Annotated in this window: 13 protein-coding genes; 2 read left to right on the top strand and 11 right to left on the bottom strand. The window is 55.3% G+C overall.

Annotated elements, in window-relative coordinates:
• Positions 1-33 precede the first annotated feature (33 nt).
• From coaD to CULFRC11_RS04890, 7 genes are all read right to left on the bottom strand, one after another.
• On the bottom strand, positions 34-522 hold the full coding sequence (gene coaD, locus CULFRC11_RS04920; protein WP_023635586.1) for a pantetheine-phosphate adenylyltransferase: 489 nt from the start codon (positions 520-522) through the stop codon (positions 34-36).
• A 46-nt stretch (positions 523-568) separates the two neighbouring features.
• Complete coding sequence (gene rsmD, locus CULFRC11_RS04915) at positions 569-1147, bottom strand: 16S rRNA (guanine(966)-N(2))-methyltransferase RsmD (protein WP_023635585.1); 579 nt, start codon at positions 1145-1147, stop codon at positions 569-571.
• A complete protein-coding gene (locus CULFRC11_RS04910; RefSeq protein WP_029975349.1) occupies positions 1148-1360 on the bottom strand; it encodes a biotin/lipoyl-containing protein in 213 nt (70 codons plus the stop codon).
• Positions 1361-1439: 79 nt separating this feature from the next.
• Entirely contained in the window at positions 1440-3554 is a 2115-nt protein-coding gene (locus tag CULFRC11_RS04905; protein ID WP_038620517.1) for an ATP-dependent DNA helicase RecG, read from the bottom strand.
• A gap of 3 nt (positions 3555-3557) precedes the next feature.
• Positions 3558-5273 carry a DAK2 domain-containing protein gene (locus tag CULFRC11_RS04900; protein WP_031270229.1) on the bottom strand — a complete coding sequence of 572 codons (1716 nt, stop codon included), beginning with the start codon at positions 5271-5273 and terminating at the stop codon, positions 3558-3560.
• An 11-nt stretch (positions 5274-5284) separates the two neighbouring features.
• Positions 5285-6004: a uracil-DNA glycosylase gene (locus tag CULFRC11_RS04895; protein ID WP_023635583.1), complete on the bottom strand. Its 720-nt coding sequence runs from the start codon at positions 6002-6004 to the stop codon at positions 5285-5287.
• A gap of 52 nt (positions 6005-6056) precedes the next feature.
• Positions 6057-7037 carry a thiamine-phosphate kinase gene (locus CULFRC11_RS04890; RefSeq protein ID WP_023635582.1) on the bottom strand — a complete coding sequence of 327 codons (981 nt, stop codon included), beginning with the start codon at positions 7035-7037 and terminating at the stop codon, positions 6057-6059.
• A gap of 116 nt (positions 7038-7153) precedes the next feature.
• Between CULFRC11_RS04890 and CULFRC11_RS04885 the strand changes: the two genes are divergently transcribed.
• Positions 7154-8122 carry a DUF3515 domain-containing protein gene (locus CULFRC11_RS04885; protein ID WP_038620514.1) on the top strand — a complete coding sequence of 323 codons (969 nt, stop codon included), beginning with the start codon at positions 7154-7156 and terminating at the stop codon, positions 8120-8122.
• A 72-nt stretch (positions 8123-8194) separates the two neighbouring features.
• Here the strand turns inward: CULFRC11_RS04885 and CULFRC11_RS04880 are convergent, their stop codons facing one another.
• The 3 genes from CULFRC11_RS04880 to CULFRC11_RS11430 form a co-directional block, all read right to left on the bottom strand.
• Positions 8195-9277 (bottom strand): D-alanine--D-alanine ligase family protein, encoded by a 1083-nt coding sequence (locus tag CULFRC11_RS04880; protein WP_029975347.1) that lies wholly within the window; start codon positions 9275-9277, stop codon positions 8195-8197.
• Positions 9278-9300: 23 nt separating this feature from the next.
• Positions 9301-10296, bottom strand: a complete 996-nt coding sequence (locus CULFRC11_RS04875; protein WP_038620961.1) for an NAD(P)H-dependent glycerol-3-phosphate dehydrogenase — start codon at positions 10294-10296, stop codon at positions 9301-9303.
• A 159-nt stretch (positions 10297-10455) separates the two neighbouring features.
• Positions 10456-10581 carry a hypothetical protein gene (locus CULFRC11_RS11430; protein WP_258863415.1) on the bottom strand — a complete coding sequence of 42 codons (126 nt, stop codon included), beginning with the start codon at positions 10579-10581 and terminating at the stop codon, positions 10456-10458.
• 83 nt (positions 10582-10664) lie between these two features.
• On the opposite strand from CULFRC11_RS11430, the gene CULFRC11_RS04870 reads away from it, so the two are divergent.
• Positions 10665-11666, top strand: coding sequence for an NUDIX hydrolase (locus CULFRC11_RS04870; RefSeq protein ID WP_038620512.1), 1002 nt, complete (start codon positions 10665-10667; stop codon positions 11664-11666).
• A gap of 8 nt (positions 11667-11674) precedes the next feature.
• On the opposite strand, the gene leuD is transcribed toward CULFRC11_RS04870, so the two are convergent.
• A complete protein-coding gene (gene leuD, locus CULFRC11_RS04865) occupies positions 11675-12265 on the bottom strand; it encodes a 3-isopropylmalate dehydratase small subunit (RefSeq protein ID WP_013911349.1) in 591 nt (196 codons plus the stop codon).
• Between the last annotated feature and the right edge of the window lie 4 nt (positions 12266-12269).

Raw genomic sequence — 12269 nt, 5'->3', positions numbered from 1 at the left:
CGCGTCCCCCATATTCGGGACACTGTTTAATCGCTAGCCGAGTTTTTGTTTCATTGCCGCAGAAACTGCAGCCGGGAGCATGTCATCAACGTTTCCCCCGTATTTAACAACCTCTTTGCACAAAGTTGAGGAGATATAACCATAAGCCGGATCAGTCATCAGGAATGCCGTGTCAATCCCTGATAGCTTCCTGTTCATCTGTGCCATCGGAAGCTCGTACTCATAGTCAAGGGCCGTGCGCAGTCCTTTCACCAGAACACTCACGTCATGAGCGTTTGTGTAATCGACTAAAAGCCCGCCCCAATGGTCCACAGAGACGTTGTCCAGCCCCCCGACCTCTCGTACTGCCGCCCGAATAAGATCTTTGCGCTCTTCAACGTTGAACATTCCGGAGGGTTTATTCGGATTCGCAGTAACCAGTACGGTCACGTGGTCATACATTTCGGCGGCACGGCCGATAATGTCAATATGGCCTTTTGTTACAGGATCAAAAGAACCGGGGCAAACAGCATGTATGGACATCAAGCATCCTTATTGTTAAACGTAGCGTGCACAGTGCTGTAGTAACTCAGTCTGAAACAAGTTCTTGGTGATATACGGCCATGTCCATGCGCGCGATTCCAAAAGTCCGCTTTTTCAGCTTCTGCGTGGTGGGGACAAAGCATGCAGGCCATGCGGTCTCCGGCGACTCGCGATGACGCTCTACGACGACCGCTGCGCCGTCGACAAGCGTAGGAATCAGGGCCACAAGCATCTCCTCAACGTCCGAATCAGGTAGATCATAAGGAGGGTCTGCGAGCACCATGTCAAAGTATTCTTTGGGGGCGCTCGCCACATACGTGGAGGCCTTCATTTCCGCAACCGTAACGTTAGGATGCCCAACAACCTGCATATTGTGGCGAATAATCTGCACGGCCTTGGGGTTGTTTTCTACCAATACCACTTCATCCGCGCCGCGGCTCGCCGCCTCAAGGCCAAGCGCCCCGGATCCGGCAAAAAGATCTAGCACCTTCGCACCGACAAAGCCAAAGCGCACCTGAAGAGAAGAAAAAAGTCCTTCGCGAGCACGATCTGATGTAGGCCGCGTTCCTTGCTCAGGTACTTTAATTGTGCGGCCTCGGGCTTCACCAGAAATAATTCGAGTCATCTATGCTTCCTCCACGATAAGTAGCACGTCCCCGCCCATGACATCGTCAAAGTTGTCTTTAGCCAAAGTTGCTACAATCCCTGGCCCCGGCGCGATGATGGGGGCCTCAAGCTTGATAGCTTCGACTGATGCGAGCTCTTGACCGGTATCGACGGTATCGCCAAGTCCTACTTTGTAGTGGACTATGCCGGCGAATGGGGCACAGATTTTCATGCTTTTAACCATAGCGTACGGTTTGTGAGCCTTTTGAGCTTAGGTGGGGTGGGATTGCTCTGGTAGTGCGTTGATCTGTTTATGTTTTATCCAGATAGTCTTGCGAGCGGTCGTCGATGTCGCTCACCATGGATCGGGCTGCTTCTGGGTTGTGTTGGACTATGGTGGCGGCGTCGTGGTTGGCGCGTTGGATCAGTGCTTTGTCTTTGATAAAGCTGATGCGTTTTTGGGAGGCTCCTGATTGTTGGGCGCCTAGGATGTCTCCTTCTTGCCGGTATTCGAGGTCTATTTCTGCGAGGGTAAAGCCGTCTGTAGTGGCGGCAACTTTGTGGATGCGTTCGCGCGCAGGGGTATCGGGTTCTGCGGTGGTGTGGAGGAAGCAGATTGATTCTTTGCCGCCTCGTCCGACGCGTCCGCGTAATTGGTGGAGTTGGGAGACTCCGAAGTTTTCGGCTTCTCGGATAAGCATGACGGTGGCGTTGGGTACGTCTATGCCGACTTCTATGACGGTCGTGGCTACGAGGATGTCAATCGTTCCTGCGGCGAAGGCTGCCATTATGGTTTCTTTGTCTTCGGGGTGCATGCTTCCGTGGAGCATTTCTACTCGCAGGTCGTTGAAGATTCCGTGTTGTAGGGCTGTGGTGGTTTCTTCTACCCCGCCGTGGTTTTTCACTCGAGGGCATACCACGTAGATCTGTTGGCCTCGTTCTACTTCTTCTCTGATGCGTTTCCACATGCGTTCGCCCCATGTGGGGTTGTCGGAGCTGACTACAAAGGTCTTGATTGGTCGGCGTCCGCCGGGGAGTTGGCGGAGTGTGGAGACGCTGAGATCGCCAAATGCGGTCATGGCGATTGTTCTTGGGATGGGCGTGGCCGTCATGACGAGGAGGTGTGGTGTGAGTTCTGTGTTTCCTTTTGCTCTTAAGTAGTCGCGCTGTTCCACCCCGAATCTGTGTTGTTCGTCGACGACGCAGAGCCCGAGGTCGTAGAAGTTGACGGTGTCTTGGATAAGGGCGTGGGTTCCGATGATGATGTCGGCGTCGCCGGACATGATGTCTAGGAGTGCTTTTTTGCGTTCAGCTGTGGGTAGTGATCCGGTGAGTAGTACGACGGTGAGTTGGATGCCTGCGGCGGCCAGCGTGGCTCGGATGCTGTGTGCGTGTTGGGTTGCAAGGACTTCGGTTGGGGCGAGAAGGGCGCATTGTTTGTGGGCATCGACGGCCTGGAGCATCGCGATGAGCGAGACGATGGTTTTTCCGGATCCGACTTCTCCTTGTAGCAGGCGCGACATGGGAGTGTTCTTCCCTAGGTCTTCTGCGATTTCTTGTGCTACCTGTTGTTGGCCTTCTGTGAGTGTAAAAGGCAGGGCTTTGAGTAGCGTGGCGCGAAGGCCGGTGTGGGAGGTGGGCATGGGGAAGGCTTGACGACGTTTCATGTCTGCGCGTCGCAGCGCCATCACTAGAGCGATGCTGAGTGCTTCGTCGTATTTCAGTCTGTTGAGGTAGGGTTCGGCTCTCTCGCAGTCTGTCTCGTGGACACCCCGTAGTGCTTGGTCGAGCGTAGGCATGTCATCGGGTACGAAGTCTCCTAGTGGGTCCACGATAGGAGGGGTTTTACCCAATATCTCGTGTATTGCTCCTAGTATCCGCCATGTGGGCATGGCTTTTTTGGCTGGATATACCGGTATGTATGTGAGCGAGTTGATGATGTGGGTGACGTCGTCAAGCTCTCCTGTAGTGGATAGTGCTTGTAAGCCTCCCGAACCACGGGTTTTGGCACCGGGATCGGGAAAAAGGAAAAAGTCTGGATGCTGTAGTTGTGGTTTGTCTCGGAAAAATTTGAGTTTTCCGGTGAACATGCCGCGTGCGCCTGTGGTGAGGACTTTGGAGATCCAGTTAGCGCGGAAAAACGTTGCACTGGTGGTGACTGTACCGTCGGAGATTGCGATGGTGTAGATGAGGTTTCCGTTGCGGTCTCTTCGCTCGGTGGTGGAGACAATCTCCCCTATGCATGTGATGATGTCGCCTTCTTGTGCATGGCCTGCGCTCAGGCCTGACCCGTGGGCGGCATAGGCTCTGGGTAGGTGCATGAGGAGGTCTTCGGCGCAACGATATCCAAAGTGTTTGGCAAAGGCCTTGGCTTCTTTTTCAGGCAAGAGTTGCGTGAGTGGTCGCGTGTCGTGCCAGCCCAGCATGGGTTACTCCACTCCGATTTCCACGAGGCTGTCCACGTGGTCAGCTAGGTAGATGGTGAGATCAAGTTCCGAGTTGGGAGGTAGCATTGCGGCTATCTCGGACTCGTTAAGCCCAAGTGATTCTAACGCTATGATCGTGATGCGTTCTCCGCCGCCGTCCAGCATTCTGCGCACGGCTTGTTGAGCACAAGCATAGATGTCTTCATCTACTGCAATCGTCTCAGACCCCATTGTGGCAACGTAGTCGTCTTTGGCGCAGGCACCAGCAGCGGTGAGGGCGGCTTTTGAGGTGGGGCGGATTTTGGCCGTACGCATGCCAGTGATGGCTTCAGTCATGGCATAGGTATCGACGGCGAGTGCTTGGCTGGAATCGTGCATTGATAGTGCTGCTAACCCACGGACGAGGCTGCCTGTGGGCAAGATGGTGATTGATTGCTTAAACGACCGCGTCGAGCGTTCCACTGACGCCATCTCTCCTCTGGTGAGCATGCCGTTGGGAAGCAAGATCACTTCGGTCGCTCCGCTTTCATGCGAACGAGAAATGAGCTCGTTGACTATTGCCACGCCGTCTGTCAGCGGGGTGGGTTCCTGGCCGAGGTCGGTCGAGCCGACGATGGCAAACTGTTTGCCTTTTCGGACTACCACAAGTGCACCAGCTGCATTGTAGAGCTGGGCCAGTGTTCCTTCCGGGGCAAGTGCTAGCACGATTCGTGTTGGGTGGTCTGTGCCGCCGAGGGACGGTAGTACCTCAATCCTAAGGTCGCTGACCTTTCCCATGGCATATGCCTGTTCGATGACTCGTCCGGCGTCAAATGTGTGGATATGAATTGTCCCAGCTTTTTCGCCAATGCCCGCGATCACAAGGCTGTCTCCTAATGCGAGGAGTTCGCCGCGTAGTGCATCTAGGTCAACGTCCTCGATGTAGAACATTACTTCCAGGAAAGCTTCATGCCCGTGTTGAGAAAAGCTGCGGGAGTGTGGCCTGTACGAAAGTTCTGCCGAGTGATGAGAATCGTGGCCCGCGGCCTCCCCTTGAAAGTCTTGACCGCAGTGAGCCGCATTCATGGGGTCTGTGAGCACGGCATCGACAAGGGCGTCCAGAAGGATTACTAGTCCTTGGCCTCCGGCATCAACAACACCTGCTTCTCTTAACACGGCAAGCTGTGAGGGGGTGTTATGCAGGGCTACTCGCGCTGCCTCCGCAGCCACTGTGACAACCTCATAGAGGTTGTCGGTGTCGCAGGATCGAGCAGAAAACGCGGCAGCACGCAGCACAGTGATCACGGTGCCTTCAACGGGGTCGGTAATCGCTGCGGCCACAAAATCAAGTGCGTTGAGAAGTGATCTCCGTATGCAGGAAGCATCAATAACACCCGAGTTTGCGGCCTGCGCGATGCCACGTAGTACTTGGCTTAAGACAACGCCCGAGTTTCCCCGTGCCCCGCGTACAGCACCGGAGGCCAGTGCTGTGGCGACGTCGGAAGCGCTCAGTTCTTGGGGCTCACCGTGCTGGGTTTCTCCCCCGGCGCTGGCGATCAGCTGGTGGACGGCTTCTACTGCAGCGTGCATGGTATGCGCCATATTTGAGCCGGTATCCGCGTCTGGTACCGGAAACACATTCAGGCTGTTGATCTCTGCCCGGCGCGCGACGAGCTCATCTGTTGCGCATTCCGCCCAGTGTAGGAGGCTGCGTCCGCTAAGAAACGTGATGTCGGGCATGGTAGAAAAGTTTACAATCGCCAATCGATGCCGGAGACTCCGAGGTCTTGAAGCAAGCTGTTTGTCCTGCTAAAGGGGCGAGAACCAAAGAATCCTCTCGATGCGGATAGCGGTGATGGGTGCGGGGACATAATGCAGGGGGTGTTCCCCAGGAATGCTTTGGTTGCTTGTGCGTCTCGTCCCCATAGGATAGCGACTAAGGGGGTGTTGCGTGCAGCGAGGGCTCTGATGGCTACCTCGGTGACTTCTTCCCAGCCGCGTCCGCGGTGGGAGCCGGCTTTACCTGGTTGGACGCTAAGTACCCGGTTAAAGAGTGCGACTCCTTGACGCGACCAAGGGGTCAGATCGCCGTCGTGGGGTGCGGGGATGCCTAGGTCTTGCGATAGTTCTTTGAAGATATTGCTAAGACTCCTAGGTAGTGGGCGCACGCCTGGTTGGGTGGAAAAGGACAATCCCATCGCGTGACCTGGGGTGGGATAGGGGTCTTGCCCGACGATGAGGACTTTGATCTCATCAAAGGGGTAGCTAAACGCACGCAGTACGTCTGCACCTGCGGGTAAGTATCCCCTACCTGCTTTTATTTCTTCCCGGAGAAAATCTCCCATCGCGTGGATCTGTTCTTCTACAGGGGCCAGCGGCTCTAGCCACGATGGGTGGACTGGTAGGGGTTGGCGCTGTCGTTGGGGTGCAGAATTATGTGGGGCACCGTTGTTCGATGCAGTGTCGGTCATTCGTGTTCCTCGTATGTATGTGCTGTGTTTTACTGCGGTTGTTCAGTGATGCTTAAAAGCTGACCCAGCCGTCGTCATAAGCGGGTGATTTTCCGCCGACGAGTACTTGTCCATGGTCGTGGCCTACGTGGAAGAGTCGTTTTCCTACGGTTCCTATGGCTCGGAATCCTGTGGGAGGTGCGCCGGCAGTGGTACCCATGAGTGTGTGGTCTTCGCCCCCTCCAAGGACCCATTGCCAGGGGTCGGCGTCGAGAAGCTCTGCGGCTTCCAGCATCAATGGTGTTGGGGCGATGGCTTCTGGGTCTAGGTCCATGGATACGCCGGATTTTTTGGCCATGGTTCTTAAGTCCACGATGAGTCCATCCGAGTTATCGGTCAGGGAGCTTACGCCTGCTGAACGCGCGACAAAGCCGCGGCCTTCTGGCACGATGGTCGCGCAGTGTGCGGTTACCAGTGGTAGGAATTTTTCTGGGATGTCTGTGCGTCCAAAACGCTTAAGGAGCGCGTATCCGGCGGCAGATTCGCCGATTCCTCCCGAGGCGATGATTGTGTGTCCTGGTCGTGCGCGGTCAAGGGAAAGCTCTGGGAGTGAACCGCCTAGTTGTCCCACGGCGGTTACTGCGATCACGATAGCTTCGCCGTCTGTGATGTCTCCGCCGACGAGTTCTGCGGAATAGTCTTTTACCCGGGAGGAAATGCCCCTGGCGAGTTCAGAAACAAAGTTAAGTCGGGTGTAGGCCGGCGCTGAGATCGCTAGGAGGGCTGCCACGGGGCGCGCTCCCATTGCCTCGATATCGGCAAAGTTTTGGGTGATTGCTTTGCGGCCTATCTCTGCAGGGGTTGACCAGTCGAGGCGGAAGTGTCGGTCTTGGACCAACATGTCTGTGGTGACCACTGCCCGGGAATTCGCGGAGGCATGTCCAAGTACTGCGGCGTCGTCGCCGTTTCGGGAGCTGGGCGCATGCGCGATGATCACGTTGATCGCGGCGCGCTCTCCTACCTCGGCAAGCGTCGGATTCAGATGTTCTTTCACTAGTGTTCTCCTCCGTCGCGTATGTTATGACCTTATTTCTACAGTGTGCAGCAGTACACGATGCAATCGGCGGTGCGACCCGATCTTGTTCATCGCAGAAACTATGATTATTCCTTATGCAGAATGAAGCTTCTTTCAAACGAGGGCCCATCGCACTCGCGTTGGCATTAGCCATTGTATTGGTCGTGGGGGTGCTTGGAGGAGCGAAGCTGGTTTACGATCGGGTAGCCCACCGTCCGGTAGCAATGACTTCTGCAAATTCCCCTGAGGCGGAAAGCCCCGAGTGCGCATCTCTTATTGGTGCGCTTCCACATAAGGTTCTCGGGCACAAGCGTGCCGAGCTTGCCGATCCCGCCCCCGCTGGTGCGGCAGCATGGCAGTCAGATTCCACCCACCGAGTAACTTTGCGGTGCGGAGTCAACCTTCCGTTGCAGTACACGCAGCTTTCGGAGCTTTCGCTTATCGACGAAACATCATGGCTAGAAGTCAGGGATACCACGCCGGGATCGACGTTTCGCACGTGGTATGCGGTAGACCGTTTTCCTGTGGTAGCACTGACGGCTGACGACGCGGGGCTTGGAGAAGCGACATCGCCCATCCCAGAGCTCTCCACAGCAGTCGCTTCTTTACGCAAGGAAACGGCACAGCCCAACCCGCTTCCTCTTCAGTCGTTGCAGCAAGATGCGGATCCTCGCACAAACGCTCATTCGGATCGTTGTACCGAGTTGATGTCAGATGTGCCGGAACGTTTTGGGGACTCTCCGCAGTATTCTCGTCGTGATGTGCCAGGACTTCCAGCTGGTTCAGCAGCGTGGAGTGCATCAGGCTACGAGCCTGTTATGGTGCGTTGCGGCGTTGCCTTCCCAGCGGCATATGAGGCTGGGGCACGTATCCAACAGATAGATTCCGTTGCGTGGTTTGAGGATACGACCTTAGGTAACGGAACCACGGCGTCAACCTGGTATGCGCTCGGCCGTGACGTGATTGTGGCAGTTAGCGTGCCGCAGAACTCTGGCAATGCAGCGCTCGTGGAGTTGACCAAAGCCATAGAAAAACACACAGCGGAGTCATCTGTCACGCGCTAATTAGTCCCAAAGCAAAGGGGTAGGCAACAGGTCTTGTGTTGCCTACCCCTTTATTTTTAATGCTTTGGTTTTTTATTGAGCCAGTGCCTGATCGATCAGGTGAGAAAGCAGCTCTGCATAACCTATCCCGGTGGCTTCAAACACCTGCGGATACATGGAGATCGGGGTAAAGCCCGGCATCGTGTTCACCTCATTGAGGACTGGCCCCTGGGCGGTGATAAAAAAGTCCACGCGAGAAAGGCCTCGGCAGTTAAGTGCTTGGAAGGCTTCTAGCGACAGCGATTGGATGAGCTTGGTTGTTGCCTCATCAAAGGGCGCTGGGATGGTGGCTGTGACTACGTTGTCTAGGTATTTGGTATCAAAACCATAGAAGCCTTCTTCGCCTTCATCAACGTCTTCTAGCTGTGCAGGCACTGAAGCAATCAGGGAGCCGTCGGCACGCTCAAGCACGCCGCACTCTACTTCTACGCCTTTAATCTCCGCTTCCACGATCACTTTGGTGTCATGCTCTCGGGCTAGGGTGAGGGCAGCATCGAAGTCATCCCACTCGGCTACGCGGGAAATTCCGATGGATGATCCGCCTCGTGCGGGCTTAACAAACACAGGGAGACCCAGCATGTGCTTATCGGCATCTGTGAGGGTTTCGTCCCCACGCAGGATCACTTCTTTGCCCACGGGCAGGCCTTCCGCCGCAAGAAGTTTCTTGGTGTACTCCTTGTCCATGCCGCAGGCAGAACTCAATACTCCGGTGCCCACATAAGGAATGCCAGAAAGCTCGAACATTCCTTGAATGGTTCCGTCCTCGCCGAATCGTCCATGCAGAGCCGGGAAAATCACATCAGCATGTGCGTACAGCGTTCCGTCCTCATACCGGAACTCACCGGCAGAACGAGGGTTCACGGAAAGCTTTACTTCACGGACAAACTCCACCTCTGGCATAACGCGATCCACAGTCCGCAGCTTGGTGGCGTCGGTCTCCCCCACGGTCCACACGCCATCACGGGTGATGCCTACGGGAAAGACCTCGTATTTTTCTGGGTCGAGGTGAGACATAATCGCCCCGGCAGAAACGCAGGAAACGGAATGCTCTGAGCTTTGGCCGCCATAAACTACGGCAACCCTGACACGGGGATTTTCGGAAGGATTCTGAGTCACAACCACAAACTTTACCTTGTGTGCTACTCGGATTTCTTTGTACGCCCCATCAACGCCGCAACCATGTCATGAACACTTGCGCCCATATGGCACACACCGTAGACAGCACGAGTAATAGGCATATCTACTTCATGGATTTCTGCCAGACGGGAGATAGACATCGAAGAGATAACGCCTTCTGCCACTTGCCCGTTGGTAGCGGCCTTTGCGTCTTCTAGCGTCTTTCCTTCTCCTAGTCGCGCGCCAAAAGTACGGTTACGAGACAACGGTGAGGAACACGTAGCCACCAGGTCACCTAATCCGGCAAGTCCGGCGAAGGTACGCGGATCAGCACCCATTGCGGTACCCAACCGGGTAATCTCTGCCAAGCCGCGAGTGATCACGGTGGCCACTGTGTTTTCCCCGAGTCCTCTACCAGCGGCCATGCCGCACGCTAATGCAATAACGTTTTTGCAGGCTCCACCGATTTCACAACCAATAACGTCTGTATTGGTATACGGGCGGAAGTACGGGGCGGAGAGTGCAGCTTGAACTTTTTGGGCGTTCGCCTCGTCGGTACAGGCAATTACTGTTGCAGCTGGCTGTTCCTCAGCGATCTCGCGGGCTAGGTTTGGCCCGGAGAGAACGGCAATCTGAGTATCGGGAGTCCCAGCGACTTCAGCGATTACTTGGCTCATCCGCTCGAAAGTATCTTTTTCTATGCCTTTAGCCAGGCTCACAAGGATCGCGGTCTGTGGAATCGCAGCGGCCCACTCGGATAAGTTGTCTCTTAATGTTTGGCTAGGCACGCCCAGCACCACAATGTCAGAATCCTCAAGCGCCTGCGCAGGGTTATCCGTGGCACGCAAGGCTTCCGGAAGAACTATGCCAGAAAGGTATCGGTTGTTGGTGTGCTGCTGGTTGATCTCAGCTGCGACTTCAGAACGTCGTGCCCATAGGCGAACATCACACCCTGCATCTGCAAAGACCTTAGCCAGGGTTGTTCCCCACGATCCGGCTCCCATTACCGCAACTTTCACCGCATACTCCTCTGGTTGCACTATTGGACACTTCAGAGCTGCCGCCACGATGCGTGCGCTCTGTTTTACTTCACTCACGTCAATGTACATGGATATAGCAACTTTGTTGGCTTTAGGCTCTCTGTTGTGCCTCGTCCCTGCCATATGTCCGAGAAATAGTTAGGACTCATGAGCAACAGTTATTCCCTGTATCTGCGTAGCCTCGGTGTAGTGTTTGTGCTCATGAGCAGCCCACGCTAACGCTGTCCGACGAGTTATGCGCGCCCACCCAAAGACGTTGGTCAAGTAGCTAGGCTAGATATATCCACACTTCCACCACCCCGTCATCATTCGCCACAGACCGCCACAGACTAGAGAAAGCTACAGCGATGCATAAAACCAGTCACACCGAAGCGACTAAGGACCAGCAATCTTCACTTGCTATTACGGGAAGATTCCAAAGCATCGTGGCCGAGCCTGCGCAGGAATACAGACGCTCTACTCTTGCAGCAGGAGCGGTCTTGTGGCGTGGCGACCATACCGATCCTGATTCCATCCAATACGCAGTGATTCACCGACCGCATTATGACGACTGGTCGCTGGCTAAGGGAAAAGTCGATCCAGGTGAATCTTTGCCGGTCACGGCAGCGCGCGAGATTGTCGAGGAAACTGGATTCCGCGTGAGACTGGGAAAGCTACTAGGCAAGGTCACGTATCCCATCGGCGACCGCACCAAAGTGGTCTACTACTGGACTGCCGAGGTCCTAGACGGAACCTTTACCCCTAATAATGAGGTGGATGAGATCCGCTGGCTCGATTTTCACCAGGCCCGCGAGCTTCTCAGCTACGACGTGGACAAAAACATCATGGATAAAGCCCGCAAGCGCTTTGAGGTTCCAGCGACTACCCGCATCCTGTATGTCCGGCATGCACGAGCTTTCCGACGCAGCAACTGGGCAGGCAACGATAATCTGCGCCCCTTGGACAAAAAGGGACGCAGACAGGCGCAGCTGCTCGCCCCTTTGTTGGAGGCGTTTCGCCCCACATCCATTTATTCTGCCCTGCCTGACAGATGCCAGCAGACCGCTGCCCCGTTAGCTAAGGCCCTGGGCCTTGAGGTTTCCGTAGACGCAAAGCTTGGCGACGAAGGCTGGTTATCCACCATGACCGACTCCCAAGCAGCGTTCTCTCGGATTATCGATCAAGGCGGAGTGTCCGTGGTCGTCGCACAAGGCATGGTCATCCCTGACACGATCGCCTGGCTATCAGCCTCCGGCAGACTCCCCTTGGAAGAAATACCGGCAAAGAAAGCCAGTGTCTGGGTTCTATCCTTTACCAACGGCGAGCTGACAGGAGCCGATTATCTTGCCAGCCCGCTTCCGGCAAAATAGTGCAGCTTCTACTGGGTGACGGGTTTAAACGATGGTCGGGATTGCTCGTAACGAGCGATCTCTGATTCCTGCCTAAGCGTAAGCCCAATGTCGTCGAGGCCTTCGAGCAGACGCCACCGCGTGTAGTCGTCTACGTCGAAGGTGTAAACGGAACCATCGCATTCCACAGTTCGGGTTTCTAGGTTCACCGTTACCTCTAGACCCGGCTGTTGCTCTAGCTGCTTCCACAGGAGCTCAATATCGGACTGTTCCATTTTCGCGGCTAAGAGCCCAGATTTCCCTGCGTTCCCCCGGAAAATATCCGCGAATCGAGAAGACAGCACCACCCGGAATCCATAGTCCATCAGTGCCCACACCGCATGCTCGCGGGAGGAGCCTGTACCAAAGTCTGGCCCGGCAACGAGCACTGAGCCCCTGGAATAGGAAGGCTGGTTGAGCACAAAGTTGGGGTCATTGGTGCGCCAATTGTTAAAGAGGCCGTCGTCAAAGCCCGTGCGTGTGACCCGTTTTAAGTAGACTGCCGGGATAATCTGGTCTGTGTCCACATTCGAGCGGGTCAGTGGTACTCCAATGCCCGTATGGGTTGTGAATTTATCCATAATT

This window comes from Corynebacterium ulcerans, assembly GCF_000767685.1.
GTDB classification, from domain to species: Bacteria; Actinomycetota; Actinomycetes; order Mycobacteriales; family Mycobacteriaceae; genus Corynebacterium; species Corynebacterium ulcerans.
This window is presented reverse-complemented; position numbering and strand designations above follow the sequence as displayed.